20 protein-coding genes are annotated in these 19,252 nt (G+C 46.0%); 16 read left to right on the top strand and 4 right to left on the bottom strand.

Annotation, left to right across the window (positions count from 1 at the left end; genetic code table 11):
• Positions 1-30 precede the first annotated feature (30 nt).
• The gene (locus OLMES_RS12155; protein WP_087461504.1) at positions 31-1,248 is read left to right on the top strand and encodes an acetyl-CoA C-acetyltransferase; all 1,218 of its coding nucleotides are present in this window, start codon (positions 31-33) and stop codon (positions 1,246-1,248) included.
• A gap of 4 nt (positions 1,249-1,252) precedes the next feature.
• Positions 1,253-2,662, top strand: a complete 1,410-nt coding sequence (locus OLMES_RS12150; RefSeq protein WP_087461503.1) for a 3-hydroxyacyl-CoA dehydrogenase NAD-binding domain-containing protein — start codon at positions 1,253-1,255, stop codon at positions 2,660-2,662.
• Positions 2,663-2,766: 104 nt separating this feature from the next.
• Here OLMES_RS12150 and OLMES_RS12145 read toward each other — a convergent pair whose 3' ends face one another.
• Complete coding sequence (locus OLMES_RS12145; RefSeq protein ID WP_087459828.1) at positions 2,767-4,032, bottom strand: IS701 family transposase; 1,266 nt, start codon at positions 4,030-4,032, stop codon at positions 2,767-2,769.
• Between the two features lie 165 nt (positions 4,033-4,197).
• Between OLMES_RS12145 and OLMES_RS12140 the strand changes: the two genes are divergently transcribed.
• The 6 genes from OLMES_RS12140 to OLMES_RS12115 all read left to right on the top strand — a co-directional run bounded on the left by OLMES_RS12140 (position 4,198) and on the right by OLMES_RS12115 (position 7,709).
• Positions 4,198-4,959, top strand: a complete 762-nt coding sequence (locus OLMES_RS12140) for a 3-hydroxyacyl-CoA dehydrogenase family protein (RefSeq protein ID WP_087461502.1) — start codon at positions 4,198-4,200, stop codon at positions 4,957-4,959.
• A gap of 23 nt (positions 4,960-4,982) precedes the next feature.
• Positions 4,983-5,321: a ferredoxin FdxA gene (gene fdxA / locus OLMES_RS12135; protein ID WP_087461501.1), complete on the top strand. Its 339-nt coding sequence runs from the start codon at positions 4,983-4,985 to the stop codon at positions 5,319-5,321.
• 26 nt (positions 5,322-5,347) lie between these two features.
• Positions 5,348-6,121, top strand: a complete 774-nt coding sequence (locus tag OLMES_RS12130) for a ferredoxin--NADP reductase (protein WP_087461500.1) — start codon at positions 5,348-5,350, stop codon at positions 6,119-6,121.
• A 32-nt stretch (positions 6,122-6,153) separates the two neighbouring features.
• Positions 6,154-6,822: a nitroreductase family protein gene (locus OLMES_RS12125; protein WP_087461499.1), complete on the top strand. Its 669-nt coding sequence runs from the start codon at positions 6,154-6,156 to the stop codon at positions 6,820-6,822.
• A gap of 238 nt (positions 6,823-7,060) precedes the next feature.
• Positions 7,061-7,486 (top strand): putative toxin-antitoxin system toxin component, PIN family, encoded by a 426-nt coding sequence (locus OLMES_RS12120; protein ID WP_087464463.1) that lies wholly within the window; start codon positions 7,061-7,063, stop codon positions 7,484-7,486.
• Between the two features lies 1 nt (position 7,487).
• On the top strand, positions 7,488-7,709 hold the full coding sequence (locus OLMES_RS12115; RefSeq protein ID WP_087461498.1) for a toxin-antitoxin system HicB family antitoxin: 222 nt from the start codon (positions 7,488-7,490) through the stop codon (positions 7,707-7,709).
• 60 nt (positions 7,710-7,769) lie between these two features.
• On the opposite strand, the gene OLMES_RS12110 is transcribed toward OLMES_RS12115, so the two are convergent.
• The 3 genes from OLMES_RS12110 to OLMES_RS12100 all read right to left on the bottom strand — a co-directional run bounded on the left by OLMES_RS12110 (position 7,770) and on the right by OLMES_RS12100 (position 9,869).
• Positions 7,770-8,225 carry a hypothetical protein gene (locus OLMES_RS12110; protein ID WP_087461497.1) on the bottom strand — a complete coding sequence of 152 codons (456 nt, stop codon included), beginning with the start codon at positions 8,223-8,225 and terminating at the stop codon, positions 7,770-7,772.
• Between the two features lie 10 nt (positions 8,226-8,235).
• Positions 8,236-8,832, bottom strand: coding sequence for a TetR/AcrR family transcriptional regulator (locus OLMES_RS12105; RefSeq protein ID WP_087461496.1), 597 nt, complete (start codon positions 8,830-8,832; stop codon positions 8,236-8,238).
• 161 nt (positions 8,833-8,993) lie between these two features.
• Entirely contained in the window at positions 8,994-9,869 is an 876-nt protein-coding gene (locus tag OLMES_RS12100; protein WP_087461495.1) for a crotonase/enoyl-CoA hydratase family protein, read from the bottom strand.
• A 189-nt stretch (positions 9,870-10,058) separates the two neighbouring features.
• Between OLMES_RS12100 and OLMES_RS12095 the strand changes: the two genes are divergently transcribed.
• The 8 genes from OLMES_RS12095 to OLMES_RS12060 all read left to right on the top strand — a co-directional run bounded on the left by OLMES_RS12095 (position 10,059) and on the right by OLMES_RS12060 (position 18,995).
• On the top strand, positions 10,059-10,868 hold the full coding sequence (locus OLMES_RS12095; RefSeq protein WP_087461494.1) for a crotonase/enoyl-CoA hydratase family protein: 810 nt from the start codon (positions 10,059-10,061) through the stop codon (positions 10,866-10,868).
• Between the two features lie 95 nt (positions 10,869-10,963).
• Entirely contained in the window at positions 10,964-11,884 is a 921-nt protein-coding gene (locus OLMES_RS12090) for an alpha/beta hydrolase family protein (RefSeq protein ID WP_198343316.1), read from the top strand.
• A gap of 14 nt (positions 11,885-11,898) precedes the next feature.
• Complete coding sequence (locus OLMES_RS12085) at positions 11,899-13,029, top strand: acyl-CoA dehydrogenase family protein (RefSeq protein WP_087461493.1); 1,131 nt, start codon at positions 11,899-11,901, stop codon at positions 13,027-13,029.
• A 26-nt stretch (positions 13,030-13,055) separates the two neighbouring features.
• Positions 13,056-13,475 (top strand): hypothetical protein, encoded by a 420-nt coding sequence (locus tag OLMES_RS12080; protein ID WP_087461492.1) that lies wholly within the window; start codon positions 13,056-13,058, stop codon positions 13,473-13,475.
• 7 nt (positions 13,476-13,482) lie between these two features.
• Complete coding sequence (locus tag OLMES_RS12075) at positions 13,483-14,541, top strand: patatin-like phospholipase family protein (protein ID WP_087461491.1); 1,059 nt, start codon at positions 13,483-13,485, stop codon at positions 14,539-14,541.
• Between the two features lie 975 nt (positions 14,542-15,516).
• Positions 15,517-16,524: an acetoacetate decarboxylase (ADC) gene (locus OLMES_RS12070; protein WP_087461490.1), complete on the top strand. Its 1,008-nt coding sequence runs from the start codon at positions 15,517-15,519 to the stop codon at positions 16,522-16,524.
• 379 nt (positions 16,525-16,903) lie between these two features.
• A complete protein-coding gene (locus OLMES_RS12065) occupies positions 16,904-18,082 on the top strand; it encodes a GGDEF domain-containing protein (protein WP_087461489.1) in 1,179 nt (392 codons plus the stop codon).
• Between the two features lie 514 nt (positions 18,083-18,596).
• On the top strand, positions 18,597-18,995 hold the full coding sequence (locus OLMES_RS12060; RefSeq protein WP_087461488.1) for a hypothetical protein: 399 nt from the start codon (positions 18,597-18,599) through the stop codon (positions 18,993-18,995).
• Positions 18,996-19,252 lie beyond the last annotated feature (257 nt).

The following is a 19,252-nucleotide window of genomic DNA, read 5'->3' as shown; positions in this document are numbered from 1 at the left end:
GCAAACAAAAAGAAATCAAGAGGAATTGTCATGTCAGACGCCTATATTTTCGACGCCATCAGAACACCTCGAGGAAAGGGTAAGAAAGAAGGTTCATTGCATGAAGTGAAGCCAATAACCTTACTCACCACACTAATGACAGCACTGACCCAGCGCAACAACAATTTTGATACAGCCCAAGTAGATGACGTCATCTTGGGTTGTGTGACCCCGCTCGGAGACCAGGGTGGCAATATCGCGAAGACTGCCGCCCTTGCCGCGGGATGGGACTGGGATGTGGCAGGCATGCATCTAAATCGCTTTTGTGCATCCGGTCTGGAAGCGGTGAATATTGCCGCCCAAAAAGTAAAATCCGGATGGGAAGATCTGATCGTCTGTGGGGGCGTTGAATCGATGTCTCGCGTACCGATGACCTCGGATGGCGGCCCGTGGGCGATGGACCCAGCGACCAACTTCACCACCCACTTTGTCCCTCAAGGGATTGGTGCCGATATTATTGCCACAATCGAAGGAATCAGTCGCGAAGCTGCAGATAAATTTGCCGTTGAGTCACAAGCCAAAGCGACCGCGGCTCAAAAAGCGGGCTACTTCAAACAATCTATCATTCCTGTCATCGATCAAAATGGCCTGACCATTTTGGCGGAAGATGAATTTCTTCGCCCAGGCACTACCGTTGAAGACTTAAAAACACTGAAACCGTCATTTGAAGCGATGGGCGATATGGGCTACGACACCGTGGCGCTATCGAAATACCCAGGCTTGGAACAGATCAACCATGTTCACCACGCAGGCAATTCCTCTGGTATCGTTGATGGCGCAGCACTGGTGCTGGTTGGATCCAAAGAAAAAGGCGAAGAATTGGGCGTATTGCCACGCGCCAAGATCCTTTCTGTTGCGGTTTGCAGTACCGATCCCACCATTATGCTCACCGGCCCTGCACCGGCGGCAAAAAAAGCCTTGAATAAAGCAGGGCTCACCGTTGAGGACATTGATCTTTTTGAAGTCAATGAAGCTTTTGCGTCCGTCGTTTTACGTTTCATTCGCGAACTGAATATTGACTCGGACAAAGTAAACGTCAATGGCGGTGCGATAGCACTGGGCCACCCCCTGGGTGCAACCGGTGCTATGATTCTTGGCACTCTGTTGGATGAATTAGAACGACGGGATTTAAACCGTGGTCTGGCCACCCTCTGCGTCGGCGGCGGTATGGGTATTGCCACCATAATCGAGCGATTCATAGAGGACTAAGATCATGACGGATGTAATTTCATACGAAATTGACGCAGACAAGATTGTCACGTTAACCATGGACATGCCAAATCAGTCTGCCAACACCATGAACGCCGCTTACCGGGAAGCGATGAAAAGCACCATTGATCGGCTCGAACTTGAAAAAGATCAAATTTCCGGAATTATCCTCACTTCGGCAAAATCCACGTTCTTTGCGGGCGGTGATCTCAATGAGATCACGAATATAAATAAAGATAACGCACAGATGTTTTTTGACATCATCGAAGACACCAAGAAACAGATGCGTCGACTTGAAACACTGGGTAAACCGGTCGTAGCGGCCATCAATGGCAGTGCATTGGGTGGCGGATTTGAGTTGGTTCTGGCCTGTCATTACCGCATCTGTCTCAACAAACCAAAGATTCAACTAGGCTTACCGGAATCATCACTTGGTCTACTGCCTGGCGGTGGCGGCATTACGCGAATGGTGCGCCTTCTTGGTTTACAAGTAGCTCTACCCTACCTGACAGAAGGCAGGATCATCAAGCCTGAAGATGCACTCAAGACAGGATTGATTCAGCAGATGGTAGACTCCACCGATGCCCTGATTACGAACGCAAAAAAATGGATCAAGGCCACCCCTTCAGCTACACAGCCCTGGGATACAAAGGGGTTCAAGATTCCCGGTGGAACACCAAGTCATCCCAAAATCGCGCAACTGGCTGCAATTACTCCTGCTATGGTGCGGCAAAAAACGCATGGTTGCTACCCTGCCCCTGAAGCCATTCTGGCTGCGGCAATTGAAGGTGCTCAGGTTGACTTTGATTCAGCGAGCACCATTGAGAGTCGTTACTTTCTGCGATTGGCGAAAGGTCCCGTTGCGAAAAACATGATTAACACCTTCTGGTTTCAATTAAACGCCATTAAAGCCGGCGGAAGCCGCCCAAAAGACCCACCGCACTGGAAAGCTAGCAAGGTCGGTGTTCTGGGTGCAGGCATGATGGGCGCAGGCATCGCCCATGCAACCGCCTCAAAAGGTATTGAAGTCGTTTTAAAAGACCTCACTCTGGAAGCTGCCGAGAAAGGCAAAGTACATACCGCAAACATACTGGAAAAAAAAGTTAAGCAAGGAAAAATCAGTACTGAAAAAGCCGAACAGGTACTTGGGCTCATTAAACCAACCACTGATGCTAACGATTTTCAAGGTTGTGACCTGATTATTGAAGCAGTATTTGAGAAACGTGAGCTCAAAGCAACGGTTACCCAAGAGGTCGAGCCATTCCTGGCAAGCGATGCCATTATTGCCTCAAACACGTCTACACTGCCCATAACTGGCTTAGCTAAAGCAGTTAAAAAGCAGGATAAATTTATCGGCCTTCACTTCTTCTCACCCGTTGAAAAAATGCAACTGGTAGAAATTACTAAAGTTTAGAGTTTGAGCATGATCCTCCAGTCCTGATTTCTGACCGGATAAATTCTGCTTTCTCTTCTACCCGCCTTATTCTAGGCGGCTTTTCGCTAGCGAGAGTCTTTATACTACTCAATAGCCCTCGCTGGCGGTTTAAATATTCGAGACTTTACGTCCCACCAATCCCTCACGGCAACTTGCTGTAAATTCCGTTGCAGCTTTAACCGAACCAGTCCCGCCGTAATCGGCGCATGTTTGCGCCAAGGGATGTCCAAGTGCATTTCTTGACCTGCCGACTCTTTCCAATAAGTGAGCAACTGCACCAGCGCATAGCTGAGAGAGATGATCTGAACCCACCGATGCAGCACCTGTCTGGATTGCTGCCAAGTCTCATTCCAGCCCCAGCGATTCTTTAACTGATGGAACATGGGCTCAATACTCCAGCGCTTGGCGTAGGCTTTTATGATGTCGATGCCCGACATATTCGTTCGAGTCGTCAACAAGAGCCGGGCAGGTTTTAAGCTACCGTCTTCGTTTTCAAACTGCACCCACACAACCTTTACGAGCTGCCCATCTAAAAAGCGGGCTTTGGCTATCACTGTTCGATACCTCAGTGACTGCTGTCGTCCATAGATCGTGACATTGGCGCAAGTCTCTTCCAGGTTAGTGACTCGCTCTGGTGTGTATTTCTCTCCGTACTTTCGAGGGCGTCCTCTTTTCCCGGTTCGTTCTGGAACATCGTATAAGGCGGTATCCTTTCGGACTTGCCCGATAACGTGATACCCCATACCTTGAAGGGAGGCAATCAGCGTACCCCGCATATACCAGCTATCCATCAGGACAGTGGCCCCGGTAAAAAATGACCTCATCACGCGAAGTAAAATGCCTGCCGTTACCAGCTTGTTACCGTTCCCGCAGGCTCGCGTTAAGCGCGAGATCAGTGGGATCGACCAGGCTTGTTTCTGCCCCTTAACAATCGCTGATAAACTGACCCAACACTGGCCGCGAACAAATTGCGGGCGGTTGGCCTTGTTACCATGCATGTGATGAAACTGACTACTGGGTGCTTTCTTGGAACTCCTTAGCACCAAGGTATCATCAATGGCCAAATACCACTGTTCATTGGGACACCATTGAGTCAGTAACTGACCCAGCTGTTGCGCGAGTGCAACCCATGACCACTTTCCCTTTTGCAACCACTTGAAATAACTGCTCCAGTGACGCTTCATTGCCACCATCAACCAGGCATCAGTGACAAACCCTGTTGGCGTGAGCATCGCCCCAATCAGTAACTCAATAAAGGTGGGTACTGAACGTAGGGGTAGAGCTTTAACCAAAAATGTGATCCAATCAAACAGGATCTCGGGGATATTGCCGTATCCCTTAGCGTCCATAGCGGCCTCCAGAATTTAATCGTTTTTCGTTCTGAAGGCCGCGCCTTATAAAACTATGGTTTTAAAAAGTCTTATAAGGCGCGGCAGCGCGAAGCCTGTCGCAAAGTCAATCATTTTGTCTTACTGGGTTCGAATTCTTTCCTCTGAAACTCTAAACTTTAGGAAATTATTAAAGGCGCGAAAACCTCTCAGGAAACCCTCGCGAAAGCCTTTGATTTCGTCATTCAACTTGGCAAAGTACCCATTGTCGTCAACGATAGCAGGGGCTTTTTCACCAGCCGTGTCTTCAGTACATTCATCAGTGAAGGTGTCACCCTACTTAGTGAAGGCATCTATCCTTGGACTATTGATCGTGCCGCAACCGACACAGGTATGCCGATAGGCCCTTTAGCGATCACTGATGAAATCAGCATTCGTTTGTTTAAAGAGATACTCGATCAACAACTTCAAGATCAACAAGCATCCGGTAAAGAGGCAAGTGAGCATCCGGCCTATGCGGTATTGAGTCAGATGTTGGATGAATTCAAACGTCCAGGAAAAGCCGCCCGCAAAGGATTCTATGACTACCCGACAAATGGCAAGAAGACGTTTTGGCCGGAATTGAAAAACCACTATAGCCAAGCCGATAAACAAATCGACTTCAACGAGATTAAAGATCGGTTGTTATTTGCCCAGATTTGCGAAGCTCTCCGAGCCATCGAGGAAGGGGTCATCAAATCTGTCGAAGATGCGAATATCGGCTCCGTCTTTGGCATCGGTTTCGCCCCTTGGTCTGGCGGCGTTGTGCAGTTTGTGAATGCCTATGGCATAGCCGGATTCATCGAAAGATCCCACGAGTTGGCCCAGCGCTATGGCGACCGCTTTTTGCCTCCAACCATATTAAAAGATCAAATCAGTAACACCCGCTTTGAAATTCCAGCGAGCTGAACTTACAAGAAGGAAGACTCATCATGACTTTTGTTGTACTCGAAGACTGTATCCAATGTAAGCACACCGACTGCGTCGCGGTCTGCCCGGTTGATTGCTTTTACGAGGGGCCAAACTTCCTGGTCATCGACCCGGACGAATGCATTGACTGCGCTTTGTGCGAACCGGAATGTCCGATTGACGCGATTGCAGCAGAAGATGAAGTGCCTGCTGACCAGCAACACATGATTGTGCTCAATGCCAAATTGGCAGCCCACCCTAACTGGACCGTGATTACTGAAAAAAAAGACGCCATGCCAGACAATGCAGAATGGGCCGGGGTTGAAGGTAAACTTAAAAAACTGGATCGAAATGGTGCCTGAGTGGGCATCAATATGAGGTAATAACAATGGCAGCATTCAACAATGAAACCGTTTTATCCGTGCATCACTGGAACGATACCTTATTCAGCTTTAAGACAACTCGCGATCCGTCTTTGCGGTTTAAGAGCGGTCAATTCGTCATGATTGGCCTTGAGGTCGAGGGCAAACCGCTGATGCGGGCCTATAGTGTTGTAAGTGGTCACTATGAAGAGCATTTGGAATTTTACAGTATCAAAGTGCCTGATGGTCCATTGACGTCTCGTCTGCAACACCTTGAAGTGGGCGATAGTATATTCGTAAGTCGCAAGCCTACAGGTTCTTTGATTATCGACAACCTAAAACCTGGTAAAAACCTTTATCTACTGTCGACAGGTACTGGATTAGCACCGTTTCTGAGCGTTATCCGCGACCCGGAATATTTTGAAGCCTATGAGAAAATCATTCTCGTGCACGGAGTCCGCTGGAAAAGCGAACTCGGCTATCGTGACTACATCACTAAAGAGTTACCCGATCATGAATATTTTGGGGAAGCCATACAGGATCAACTAATTTACTACCCCACCGTAACGCGAGAAGATTTTGACAACCAGGGCCGGTTAACTGACCTCATCGAAAATGGACAGTTAAGTGAAGATATTGGTTTGCCAGACCTGAATCCGGAAGATGACCGCGTGATGATCTGCGGCAGCCCGAGTATGTTGAAAGATCTGGTCGAGATACTGGAAAAGCGCGGTTTCATAGAAGGCACAAGCCATGCACCCGGTGAATACGTCATCGAACGCGCATTCGTAGAAAGCTAGTTCGCTATTTGACACGAACCAAAGGAAACGAAATGAATATCTATAATATAGTGGATGACCGACAATCTGTCAGGGATTACCATGACAAGGAAGTACCCGTAGCGCTGATCGAAAAAGTTCTAACCTATGCACTACGAGCCCCCTCCGGGGGGAATCTACAGCCATGGAACATTCATGTCGTTAATGGTGACTCAATTAATCGACTCAAAGCGACCATGCATTCGCGATTGAACAATGCCGATGCTGCGGAACAGCCAGAATACGACATCTATCCACCTAATTTAAAATCCCCCTATCGAGAGCGACGTTTTCAGATTGGCGAAGCCCTGTATGGTCAGTTAGGTATTCCGCGAAAAGACAAAGCCGCCAGGCAAGCATGGTTCTTAAGAAATTTTGAATTCTTCGGCGCGCCGATGGGGCTGTTTTTTACCATTGATCGCAGTATGGGATCACCCCAATGGTCGGATTTAGGCATGATCATGCAAACCATTATGCTGTTGCTGAAAGCGGAAGGCTTAGATAGCTGTGCTCAGGAGTGCTGGGCACTTTATCCCAACACGGTGGGGAAATTTTTGAAACTAGAGGAAGAGCAAATGTTGTTTGCTGGTATGGCTGTAGGCTATGGGAATTATGAGAATCCTGTGAATCGATTAAAAACAGAACGAGCAGACATGGGAGAAGTGGTGACCTTTTATGGCTAGCTATAATTAAGCCAAAAAGCTATTACTATCAACAAACCTTTCTGTAAAAGAGATTGCTTACCAAGTTGGTTATACCAACGATAGCTTTTTTCAAAGCTGTTTAAGTCGCAGACTGGCGAGTCTCCGGGGCTTTGGAAACAATCGGTTTTAGCAACAGGAAGTTGAAAATCGTCGATCCACTACACACATTTCTACGACCATGGTTGATTGCGATAGCACATATGCTATCATAGCCATTATGGATACTAAAATAGTGGTGGATACCAGCGTATTAATAAGCGCACTTATTGGCAAGGAAGGCCCAGGCCGGAGCGTGTTACGCAAGTGCCTAATGCATGAGTGTACGCCATTGATTAGTAATCCACTATTTAGCGAATATGAAGACGTTAGCTCTAGAAAAGACATTATAGAGTTGTGCCCTCTAAGCCGCGAAGAAATAAGGGAGCTCACAAAGTCATTTTATAAGGTATGCAAATGGGTGCCAATTTATTACTTATGGCGACCAAACTTGATTGACGAGGGTGATAATTTTCTAATTGAGTTAGCAGTTGCAGGAAATGCCGACTTTATTATCACTAACAACATTAAAGACCTGAAAGGTGCAGAACTTAGTTTCAAAAGTTTTGAAATATTAACACCAGAGCTGTTTTTAGGAGGTCATTAATATGGCTACTTTAACTGTAAGATTACCCGACGACAAACATGAAAGATTGAAAGCATTGGCCATGCATAAAAAAATTAGTATTAACAAGCTTATGGAAGAATTATCAACACAAGCCCTGGCTGAGTTTGATAGCGAAATAAGATTTCGAACCCTTGCTGCCAGTGGAAGTATTGAACGTGGCTTAGAACTTTTGGACAAGCTTGATAGTAGTTTTAAGGGCTAGCGGTTAATGGACGTTAGATTCAATCCTTCTTAACGTCCTTTTGATTCTATCGTACCAACATTACCTAAAATCAAACGCAAAATAACTCATATAACGTAAAGAATTATTCAAGCTGTAATGAGAACAAGCTAAATAAAATCCAGGTTGCAGCTCAACCATCTCATCATGAAATCGCCTTACCCAACCTGGGTTTACGGGATAGTCGTGATTGATATAGGCGATATTTCTGTCACCGAACAAAGACTTCTCAATAGAAACATCAAATTGATATTTCTGATAGGAAAACAAACCAATACCGAGAATATTTTTACCTTTAACTTCACCGGCGCCACTGCTATTAAAATGCTTACCTCGCCACAAACGTATGTAGTCAAACCATTTTGGATCAAGCACAACGCCCTTAGCCGTGCCCTTTAAATCATCCAGATTTGGACAGGTTCCAGACGCGTAAACTTGCTTCAAAGCCTTCCGATCTAACGACTTTAACTGCTCGAAATTATTGGGTAATTCAGTCATTGTTTACTATTCACTTGGTACGAGTTTCTTTTAGCGTTGTTTCCAATAAAAAACGCAGCTGCTCGGTGACCTGGTCAAAGGCGCTGATGTCTTTGGTTGCACGACAAATACCCAAAGCCCCTTCTGCAGAGGCAATGTACATCGTCGCCAAAGCATTCGCCCTGCTCTGTTCAATGCCTTCCTCAGCTAACGAGGTACTCAGCAGTTTTTGCCAGCGATTAAAAACTTTTGCTGCAGCCTCATGGGCAGCTTCAACGTCTTCATTGGTTGCTTGTTCCATAGCTACTGCAATGACCGGGCAACCTGCCTGAAACTCAGTGGATTCGATCACATCTCGCCATATTTGCAAGAAGGTCTCCAAACCGGCTACCGCCCCTTTCTCAAGGGACTTTTGCAACATGCCGGAAATTTTGTCTCCCGCAAAATTCACTGCTTCGATGACCACTTGTTTTTTGCCATTTGGGAAGTAATGATAGGTTGAGCCCAAAGGCGCCTTCGCCGCTTTCGCTAATTCCCGAATACTCGTCGCATTCATCCCCCGTCTGCGCAGCATATCTGCGGCGGTGGCGACCAGCCTTAATCTAGCCTCAGGGTTGGTTCTAGGCATAATTTACATCTCACTTACGTCATAAAAGTGTCTTACTTGCGCCATTGTAGCTTAACCGCATAAATATAACGAGTGTTATAGACAATGCAATACCTAGTCGTCAGAACAATTAAGCATCAGGGCATCTTCTGAATTAGCGTGCTGGCAGCACTCGGCTTTATTTAATCCGACAGATCTTCTTTTGTCGGGATCGGCCCACCACCATTGGGAATCCACTTACCTGAATCACGCCATTTAACGGCCTCATTGAAGCCATGCACCTCAGAGAATTCCTGGAACCAGCGCCCCTCTGCCGAATGCCGGGTGATACCATCAAATACATTGGCGATGACCTGCGTGCTGTTTAGCCCCATATTGTCATAGGCTTGGTTGATCATCAGCTTTTGCATCACCAGTTGATTAATCGGTACCCCAGCCATACGGTCTGCCAGTTTTTCAACCGCGTTATCCAGCGCCTCTTTGGGCACCGCCTCTAATACCAAACCCCAATCTGCGGCTTGCTTGCCGGAAATCGTATCGCCCGTTAGCAACATACGTTTGGCGCGTTCAGCCCCTAATCGATAAACCCACATAGCCGTGGTCGGGCAACCCCAGACGCGAGCAGGCATGTAACCAATGCGTGCATCCTCTTCCATAATGACCAGATCACAAGACAGAGCGATATCACTGCCACCCGCGACGGCATACTTCCTGACTTTGGCAATGGTTGGTTTAAGCGAGCGCCATAGACTAAAGAAGTCGTCGGTATTGTGCTTCATTTTTTGATAGTCTTTTATCGGATCCCAGACCGGGGGCTGCACGTAGTCCGCTTCCTCCGCAAACTGTTTAAGGTCATACCCCGAACAGAATGCCTTGCCTTCCCCCTGCAAAATAATGACGTGCACATTGGGGTCTTCATTCGCTTTATCTACGGCCGCTTTAATCTCTCTAGCCATCTCCATGGTGATGGCATTTAGACGGTCTGGTCTATTTAAGGTTAAGTACGCCTTACGATCACGGACTTCATATTTAACTACATCAACTTTTTGCTCACTCATCAAATTTCTCCAAGTACCAATTTTTTCCTGCTCATCAATTTCCCAAATTTGGGCTTTACTATATCACTCGTTATAGTTTATAGTCTAAATTATAACGTCTGTTATAGTAAATAGGTAATGCCAAATTATTTGCTTAAAAGGGATCGCCTCTACAGTCGTTATCTAGTCATTTATGTTTGAGGATTTTTTATGAGTGAAGTAGAAGCGAGAGAAGTTAACAGTGGCACTGGTCGTGTATCAAAAGACATTAAGGGCCATGTGCTACTTATAGGTCTTGACCGTGCGGGTAAACGTAATGCCTTTGATAGCACGATGATGATCGACCTGGCAAACGCTTTGGGAGAATATGAGCGCAATGATGAGCTTCGCTGTGCCGTCGTTTATGCCCATGGCGATCACTTCACTTCGGGCCTGGATTTAATGGAACTCACACCGAAGTTAATGAGTGGCAATTTTCATTACCCTGAAGAAAGTATCGACCCTTGGGCGACGACCTCTCATTTAACCAAGCCACTAATCGTCGCCGTTCAAGGGGCCTGTTGGACTGCCGGTATTGAATTAATGCTTACCGCTGATATTGCCATTACGGCAAGCGATGCACGCTTTGCGCATGTTGAAGTATTAAGAGGTATTCCACCTTCTGGTGGTTCAACCGTTCGGTTCCCAAAAGTGGCTGGCTGGTCTGATGCCATGCGCTATATGCTGACAGGTGACGAATTCAACGCCGAAGAGGCTTTGCGGATGAAACTGGTCAGTGAAGTGGTTGAGCCGGGCCAACAACTAACTCGCGCATTGGAACTGGCAGAAAAAATTTCAAAAGCGGCGCCACTTGCCGTTAAGACAACGCTCTCTTCAGCAAGACAAGTGGCGACAGAGGGCGAAGAGAAAGCATTGGCCTCTCTGAACGATAACCTTTTTGCCCTGTTAAAAACGAAAGATGTGCAGGAAGGTGTGATGGCCATGATGCAAAAGCGGGAACCAAATTTTAAAGGATGCTAACACGCCTAATTGCTGTCGCATTGGTTACAACGCGGCAGCTTTTTCTAGTTGGATTTTATTTCTGGATGTAGTCGAAAAATTAGGAGTCTTTGAGAATGATGGTTGTATCTCAATCCGTAGTTAACGAAGCAAACCAGGGCAGCGTGAGTGAAGTTTCCTTCCATACGGTCGATGGTTATCCGTTATCGGGCACTCGTTACTCGGCAATTGGCACCACGTTAGGCAACATCGTCGTTGCTGGCGCAACTGGCGTTCCACAAGGTTTCTATCGGCGTTTTGCCAATTACGCGGTAGAACTCGGATTTAACGTGCTGACATTCGATTATCGAGGGATTGGTCAATCCAAGCGAGGCAGCTTGCGCGACCTTCAAATGTCATTCCTGGATTGGGGGCGTTTTGACGCGGCGGCGGCCGTCGATGCCATGCACGAGAAAGGTGTTCCACTTTATCGGGTAGGCCATTCCTATGGCGGACAGGCGTTGGGATTACTACCCAATCATCATTTATTAACGGCCGCTTACAGTTTCGGTTCAGGCGCTGGTTGGGCGGGATGGATGTCAAAATCCGAAGCGATCAAGGTAAAACTACTGTGGAATATGGTACTTCCCGCACTCGTAAAATGGAAAGGCTACATGGCCTGGAGCACGCTTGGCATGGGAGAAGACTTGCCTTTAGGCGTCTATCAAGAGTGGAAGCGCTGGTGCCAAAATCCCCGATACTTTTTCGATGACGAGAATTTCAAGCACTTAAAAAGTACCTATGCGGAAGTGGCAATACCCTACGTAGCAGCCACTTCGACGGATGACCTCTGGGCGCCACCTAAATCAAGAGATGCATTTTGCGAACATTACGTCGGCTGTGACCTCACCCTGAAAACACTCGAGCCGCTTCATAACCAACCGATTGGACATATAGGTTATTTTCGAGAAAGCAACCACTACCTCTGGGACGAAATGTTGATGTGGTTTGACAATGTAAGCAAACGACACCCAGCCGGTAAGAGATCAATTCACTAGTTAAGGATTAAACAATGGAAGAACTACTTATTTTCAAAGATGCGGCCAAAAAGGCAATCGAACAAGAAATTGTTCCACACCATCATCATTGGGAACAGTCAGGTGTTTTACCAAAAGAAGTATGGAAAACATTAGGCCATGCGGGATTGCTTTGTGTCGATTTGCCTGAGGAATATGGTGGCAGTGGCGTCTCTTTTCGTTATTCCCAAGTGGTGCTTCAAGAACTATGTAGACAGGGTTTTATGGGGCTTTCCGGTTCTGTCGCCATTCAATCAGACATTGTCGCGCAGTATATATTGCATATGGGCAATGAAGAACAGAAAAAAACCTGGTTACCCAAAATGGCCAGCGGTGAGGTGGTCGCCGCAGTGGCCATGACTGAGCCTGCCACCGGCAGTGATTTACAAGGGATGAAAACCACTGCCATTAAGGATGGTAATCACTACATTATTAATGGTTCAAAAACATTTATCACCAACGGAGGGCATGCCGACTTAGTGATTGTTTGTGCCAAGACTGACCCTAAAGAAGGCGGTAAAGGGATATCCCTGTTCCTGGTCGATGCGACGTTACCAGGGTTTTCTCGAGGTAAGCAACTGGAAAAAATCGGCCAGCATGCGGGGGATACCACAGAGCTGTTTTTCGACAATATGAAAGTACCCGCCTCTTCCCTGCTAGGAATGGAGAATCAGGGATTTCTGTATCTCATGCAGGAGCTTCCGAGAGAACGTCTTGCCGTTGCTGCCAGCGCAGTCTCAGCCGCAAGAGCCTGCCTTGAATGGACCATTCAATACGTGAAAGAAAGGCAAGCGTTTGGTCGCCCTATTGCCAAGTTTCAAAATACACGTTTCAAACTGGCAGAAATGAAAACACAGATTGAAATACACGATGCATTCGTCAATCAATGTGTCGATAAATTTGAGCAACGAAAAATGAGTTTGTCTGACGCCGCCATGGTGAAGCTTTCAGCAACGGAGATGCTGTGTAAGGTCACCGATGAGTGCCTGCAGTTATTCGGTGGCTATGGCTATATGAGTGAATACCATATCGCCCGAGCCTTCGTAGACGCACGCGTGCTGAAGATATACGCCGGCACCTCGGAAATCATGAAAGAAATGATCTCTCGAGAATTGTTGGGTAACTAACGGTCAATCAATTTAAGGGCTAGCCAATGGACGCTATTCTTACTACTCATATCGCGGCAGTGGCCTTTTGGTTTGGCCTTGTCGGCGCTGAATTTGTTATCGAACGCAGTCGCACAGAATCACAATCACACGGATTCGCCGTTACCAAAAACCATTATTACATCGATCTGTTTTTTGAAATGCCGACGTTCATTATCGTGCTGGTTACGGGGACTATCCTATTGGTGGAGACCACACTTACCAACCTGCTAATGGTAAAAGTGGGTGCAGGTCTCATTGCGGTTATCTCAAATTTTATCTGCCTTTACCCAGTTATCAAACGAAAACTTGCGGCAGATAAAGAAGATCTAAAAGCTGTAAAGGCGTACTCAAGGCAAATTGATCGCATTTCAGTTTTTGCCTTACCTGCTGGCTTTCTGGCGTTAATCATTGGCGTGATTATTTGAGATACCTATGAAACAATCATCCATTCGAATACTAGCTGGCCCGAAGGCCTACCGTGAAATTAAAGAACAAGGCCTTAATGCTGACAGGATAAGATTGATTGTTGGCGCTAGTGGTGGACCAAAGTGGTTAGCCCTTAGTCGCTTGGACCAATACTTGAATCAGCATTTTCTCTCATCATCCACACAAGCCATCGCCTTATTAGGTTCCAGCGTCGGTGCATGGCGTATGGCGCTCTACGCGACAAGTGATGCTCATATTGCCTTTAAAGAGCTTGAGGCGATCAATATGACCCAACGCTACTCTAATCCAATACGGGCAAAGGAAGTTCAGGGTTTTGTCGACAATGTACTCACTAAAATTTTTACTGAAAAGCGACGCCTGGAAATTATTCAGAATACAAGGCGACACCTGCATATAATTTCCGTCAGGAATCGACAATATCTGAATAGCCGGAATATAGCTGTACAATTTGGCTCACTATCATTAGCTGCGTTAGGAAATATAATTACGCCAAGCGCAGTCCCTAAAATCTATCCCCGAGTTATCGTCAGTAAGTTAGGTGTTGATAACGCGCATGGAAAAAAAGCTGAAATCATTCCACTTAATAAAGTTAACTTACCCGAGGCATTAATCGCGTCTGGCACCATTCCAATGATCATGCAGCCGACCAAGATTACAGGCGGGAAAGATCGCTGGTACTGGGATGGTGCATTAACGGATTATCATTTTGGAGGCCCCTTCAAAGTAAGTGATGGACTGATTCTTTACCCCCACTTTTCTTCAAAGATAGTGCCGGGCTGGTTCGACAAACCATTACCTTGGCGAAAACCAACATTAGAAAATTACAGCAATGTTGTAATGTTGGTGCCAAGCGCTAGCTTTATCGAAAACCTTCCTTACAGAAAAATACCAGATAGAAAAGATTTCGAGAGACTTTCAGATTCTGAAAGAGAGCATTACTGGAATATAGTTCTTGACGAAACAGATAGACTTGTTGCAGCGTTGCACTCTGCACTGGCGAGTGACAAATGTCGAGCCATAACAGAGCCTATAATCCACAAATAAGTTTATACTTTGAAACCGTTCATAAGGAGACCAATAGTTTTCTAGGAATGGTCAAAGCCTGCATGAATAATCGAAATTTTAATCCCCCCAATGTCCGCTTTAGGCTTCAGCCCTTTCTTGTTTCGAGTACTTCGAATTTCAGCTAATCTGACAGAACAGACCAAACGGAAAGCTTACACATTTCGAAATTTCTCGATGTGCAGAGGAGTTTTATGGAAACTGTTAGATGATGATGCGACCTCGCTTACAACGTTTTTACTAATTTTCTCTATTATGAGTAATTCTTCCAAATGACCTTTGCACGATATGGTGCGAAATTTCCTGCTCAACATGATTTGAAACGGGTATAAATTATTCGGGTTCCAAATCTCGAATATGTCACGTTTTAAACCAAATTAGAATCATATATCGTTAAAAACGTACTCTTTTATGGTTCTATTTATACAGATATAAACAGAACCATAAAATTTTACCCCCCTCTTACATCCCTTCCCTATATAAATTCAAGTAATTTTTTAACCGTCATCTCTTAACCATGTATTTCAAAGACATAAAAGGCCAAATAATTTCACACGACCTAGTGTTTCGGGTTTTCGAAGCATAAAAGTTTAATATCTACCTGCACAGCGCGATCATCTAACTTAAGACTGCGACTACGCATTACTCAAAACAGGTAGACCGTATTTCTGTTCTGGCCCTGCCTGCGGGCTTTATCGCTTTGATCATTGGCATCGTCATGTAAGCTTCTTCTGAAAAATCATCCGGTAGCGCCCGTCTTGGCCTCCGGTATTTAAAAAATTAAATCCGTGCATTATTCTCGAATGTGATTTTCCTCTCACTCTGAGAATTGACCTTAAACTCAGGTTCAACGTTAGCATCCCTCCCGCTCCAAATCGGAACCTGCAACTAGTTTGGTTCCGATTAAACCAACGTGTTTTAAACCTAAAACACAAAACAATAACAAGGGTGTTAACCATGACAAAAATCTCAAATCTACAATGGGTAGTGACCTTACTTGCTCTGTTTCTCGTGAACTCCGCGATTGCAGAAAATACAGGAACGACAGGAACTACAGAAACAGATGAACCTGAGTACAATATTATCGATATCGCAGGCTATGAAGTACCCGTGATTGCTGGCGGTCTCTATGATCGATTCCGCTCCAATCCACCATTATCGGTAATCGCGGAAGAAGCCCCGGAAATTGATCTCTCCTGGTTCGAAACCATCGAGAAAACCAAAGTTGATGTCGGTTTTGAGACTTACTCCCCTAACTTTTTCTACAGTAACACCAAAATTACCGCGATTTTTACTGCGGATATGCGCCGCCTCAGGGATTTGATGCCTGCAGAGTTAATGCACATCGTGCAACCCCTCGAAATTTTCCCGGGCAGAGGTATGGTTGCAATAACAGCGTATGCCTATCACTATTGTGATAACGATTTCTACAATGAATTTTCAGTCTCGATTGTAACCAACCGAGCCGGACGGCCGAATCATGGTTTCATTTCACTGTTAGCGCAAATGGATAACAATGACTATTGGGGTTATGTCTTAAAACTTCCTGTCGATACAGAACTTGCCCGGGTCAGAGGCGTCGTTGGCTATAACTTACCGAAATGGTTGACTGAAATGACATATTCCAGTGACGAAGAAACCGTTTCATTCCAGATTTTTGACGAGACAACAGGTGAGCTGGATCTGACCTTTGAAGGTAAGGTACTGGAAACAAGCTCAGATGCAGAAATCGTTAGAAACAACTTCGCCAACGTGGATCAAGCAGGTGCATTAACCCGTGGCTATTCAGAATCACGCAACCTTGCCTATGCATCCAGTATGAATGGATCAGATGTCAGTCTGACACTAAGAGATGGCTCGCTTTCAAGCTTTATCCACTCACTGGATTTAGGCGGAATGGTACAGTATGAGTATGTTCCTGAATTCCAGAGCGCTTTGTATTCAACCGAGCCACTTGAAGACTAGTGTTATTGGAAACTTAAGCTATTCCCTTAAAGCGTTCGTTTGAATGAATTGACTGCAGCTGGAAGTAAACACTTTGGCTTCCACTGTAGTCACCACGCACTGGTCACTAGCACTAGAACTTCACTCCGTCTGCCATCAATATGACTTGCAGTTGGCCGCTTTCTCCGAGCACTTTCGTGCCTTTATCAATCAACTTTGCAATTTCGGGGGATGTCGATTTGATGGGCGACAACCCGAAACATAACCCATACTATACATCAGGCCCGTCTTAGGAAGACAACGGATAGCATAGTTAGGCCTCTCGACGTCAAGCGCTTTGCGAAAGCAGGTGGCGAATACAGGTATTGATCCGGCTAATTATTCTTCAGGTTAAAATTCTATGTTGCCACAACTCGTCCACACCATTGGTGCCACGACATATTTTGTTATATTTATACTCATGGTGTGGGTCAACCAAATCCCCAAGACCGATCAAGGGCCTCTGTTCTGGGCGATGGCCATGTGCTTTGCTTTCTTGGCGCGCCTGGTGATTCTCATCCCCTTATTGAGTGATATTGCAATATCATTTTCCTTTTATTGTATATTCATCACATTTGAAAAACTTGCTTTACTCCTGGGAGCAATACGCTGTTTCAAGGTGGAATCAGACACTCGGTGGTGGTGGGCACTGGCACTGTGCTCGATAGTTTGGCTCATTCTTGCTGAAGTCCTCTCTATCAGTAATTGGGTTTATGCGATCGGACTGGAAATTTACAACATCACCACTTTACTTTTTCTCTCCTATTTTACGTACCTGTATCGCGATAAAGTAAACAACGCCTTTATTCTGGCCATATCCGTAACAAGTTTTCTCCTGGCTATCCACTGGTCAACTTTCGTCCTATCGTACTTTAATGCTACTTGGAAAACGAATGGTTTCATGATTGGAACCGCACTGATGTTGACGCAATATCTGGCCTTGCTGGGTGCCCAGCTCTCACTCATTCAGCAACGGCTCCTGGATGCGGAATCCTCTGCCCTATCCCTGGCTTATCACGATCCGCTTACCGGCCTGAGCAACCAACGTTACCTTTTTAATCTGTTTGATCAAGTATTGCAGGTCGCCACGCGGCCCCATCAAAAAATCGCCATTATCTTTATAGACCTTGATAAATTTAAACCGATTAATGACAACGCCGGACACAAAACCGGGGACGAGGTGCTTAAAGTTGTTGCAGAAAGGCTCCAGAAGCTCACACGAAAAACCGATATTTGTGCTCGCATCGGCGGAGATGAGTTTATTGTTTTAGCGACGCAGTTGGAGGACGAAAACCATATACATCAAATCGCTGATAAATTGCGCCAACAAATCATGGCCCCCATCAAGGCTGGCGGAAATTTTTACGAGTTGGGCGTCAGCATGGGTATCAGTATTTATCCCGATCATGGTCAGAGCTTGCGAGATCTAATCGAGAAGGCCGATAATATGATGTATCAGGTAAAAAACCGGGGCACAGGCGGTTACGCACTTTATTCTGAAAATGCTGCAAATAATCCACAGCCGGCAAACAACAGTTAGCGTCTGTTGAAACATTAATTGAGAAACCGGCTGCAAGCGCAATCACGCTTACTGAGGCCGCGTAACAAAAACGTAAATCAATGCTTTTCAGGCGTCTACTTACCCGTGAATCGCCCCGACTTATCTCCATAACCGGCTCTGTGCCACTTACTTTCGATGTTTTCCAAGTCTATCCACTTTTTTTATTGCACAGGCAACGCTATCCTGAATACTAGGGTATGTTGACGTTTCATATTTAACCTCTGTTGAGCCTGAAATTCGCTCAATCAAGGAATAAGGAGAGTGGTTTGGTTATTCCAAATGAACGACGAGTGACGCGGAGTGAGCGAATTTCAGGCTCAACCCTTCGGGCCAGCGCTATTTTTTTACCCCGATGCGTTGCTGCTCGTTGATGTAGAATAACTACACGACACTCGCAGCGGCTGACTGGACAAAAAATAGCGCTGGCAGAGGCTAAATATGAAACGTCAACAGACCCTAAAGTTATAATCGTTTGCAGTTAGGAAAGACGACTATGGTAGACCATGAAACGGAGTACAAATACACCAGCCTCAGTGTAAATGACGGATTGCAAATTCAAGCGGACTTTGCAGTAGATCACCGCGCAAATGATGGCATAGCCTCGAGACCGGGAGACAAACCCATATTCGCCGTACCCGGGGGTGTTTTGGAGGATACCTGGGTTGTTAATGAAGACAAAAGCAGTTACCTGGCCCATGTCATTCGAAATGGCCGCCTTGCATACGATATTTACCTATTCTATTACCTTTCAACACCGTATCTTATGCAACGCGATAGAACTACCGACGACATCGTTTTCATTACCAATGAACACAGCCCGACCATCCGTCAGGCGAAAGCGGCACTGCAACTCGCCTTGACCACCCTTGATGCCCATATTAAATCGGGCTGAATCCTCAACATTCGCCAAGCCCGAAACCATCAGCTTCCAACCTGAACCTGGAAATTGATGGTAAAGCGGCTTCACACAGTACTACTTACAAGAAAAAAACCTTTAAACCCGGCACACCTGTACGACAGAGTTCACAAAGTCGAGCTTTTGACCCATTCGCTAAATCACTTGTCCCTTTCACGAATTCCTCACCCACTGTTATCAACTTACTCTTGAATCCGGCTTCCCAAGCCTTAGCCCTTAGGCCTTAGGCCACG

Source organism: Oleiphilus messinensis (genome assembly GCF_002162375.1).
GTDB lineage: Bacteria > Pseudomonadota > Gammaproteobacteria > Pseudomonadales > Oleiphilaceae > Oleiphilus > Oleiphilus messinensis.
This window is presented reverse-complemented; position numbering and strand designations above follow the sequence as displayed.

What these genes read in the sequence shown, in the direction of transcription:
- OLMES_RS12155 (WP_087461504.1), top strand. Translation starts at nt 31, where the DNA reads ATGTCAGACGCCTATATTTTCGACGCCATCAGAACACCTCGAGGAAAG.
- OLMES_RS12150 (WP_087461503.1), top strand. Translation starts at nt 1,253, where the DNA reads ATGACGGATGTAATTTCATACGAAATTGACGCAGACAAGATTGTCACG.
- OLMES_RS12145 (WP_087459828.1), bottom strand. Translation starts at nt 4,032, where the DNA reads ATGGACGCTAAGGGATACGGCAATATCCCCGAGATCCTGTTTGATTGG.
- fdxA (WP_087461501.1), top strand. Translation starts at nt 4,983, where the DNA reads ATGACTTTTGTTGTACTCGAAGACTGTATCCAATGTAAGCACACCGAC.
- OLMES_RS12130 (WP_087461500.1), top strand. Translation starts at nt 5,348, where the DNA reads ATGGCAGCATTCAACAATGAAACCGTTTTATCCGTGCATCACTGGAAC.
- OLMES_RS12125 (WP_087461499.1), top strand. Translation starts at nt 6,154, where the DNA reads ATGAATATCTATAATATAGTGGATGACCGACAATCTGTCAGGGATTAC.
- OLMES_RS12120 (WP_087464463.1), top strand. Translation starts at nt 7,061, where the DNA reads ATGGATACTAAAATAGTGGTGGATACCAGCGTATTAATAAGCGCACTT.
- OLMES_RS12115 (WP_087461498.1), top strand. Translation starts at nt 7,488, where the DNA reads ATGGCTACTTTAACTGTAAGATTACCCGACGACAAACATGAAAGATTG.
- OLMES_RS12110 (WP_087461497.1), bottom strand. Translation starts at nt 8,225, where the DNA reads ATGACTGAATTACCCAATAATTTCGAGCAGTTAAAGTCGTTAGATCGG.
- OLMES_RS12105 (WP_087461496.1), bottom strand. Translation starts at nt 8,832, where the DNA reads ATGCCTAGAACCAACCCTGAGGCTAGATTAAGGCTGGTCGCCACCGCC.
- OLMES_RS12100 (WP_087461495.1), bottom strand. Translation starts at nt 9,869, where the DNA reads ATGAGTGAGCAAAAAGTTGATGTAGTTAAATATGAAGTCCGTGATCGT.
- OLMES_RS12095 (WP_087461494.1), top strand. Translation starts at nt 10,059, where the DNA reads ATGAGTGAAGTAGAAGCGAGAGAAGTTAACAGTGGCACTGGTCGTGTA.
- OLMES_RS12090 (WP_198343316.1), top strand. Translation starts at nt 10,964, where the DNA reads ATGATGGTTGTATCTCAATCCGTAGTTAACGAAGCAAACCAGGGCAGC.
- OLMES_RS12085 (WP_087461493.1), top strand. Translation starts at nt 11,899, where the DNA reads ATGGAAGAACTACTTATTTTCAAAGATGCGGCCAAAAAGGCAATCGAA.
- OLMES_RS12080 (WP_087461492.1), top strand. Translation starts at nt 13,056, where the DNA reads ATGGACGCTATTCTTACTACTCATATCGCGGCAGTGGCCTTTTGGTTT.
- OLMES_RS12075 (WP_087461491.1), top strand. Translation starts at nt 13,483, where the DNA reads ATGAAACAATCATCCATTCGAATACTAGCTGGCCCGAAGGCCTACCGT.
- OLMES_RS12070 (WP_087461490.1), top strand. Translation starts at nt 15,517, where the DNA reads ATGACAAAAATCTCAAATCTACAATGGGTAGTGACCTTACTTGCTCTG.
- OLMES_RS12065 (WP_087461489.1), top strand. Translation starts at nt 16,904, where the DNA reads ATGTTGCCACAACTCGTCCACACCATTGGTGCCACGACATATTTTGTT.
- OLMES_RS12060 (WP_087461488.1), top strand. Translation starts at nt 18,597, where the DNA reads ATGGTAGACCATGAAACGGAGTACAAATACACCAGCCTCAGTGTAAAT.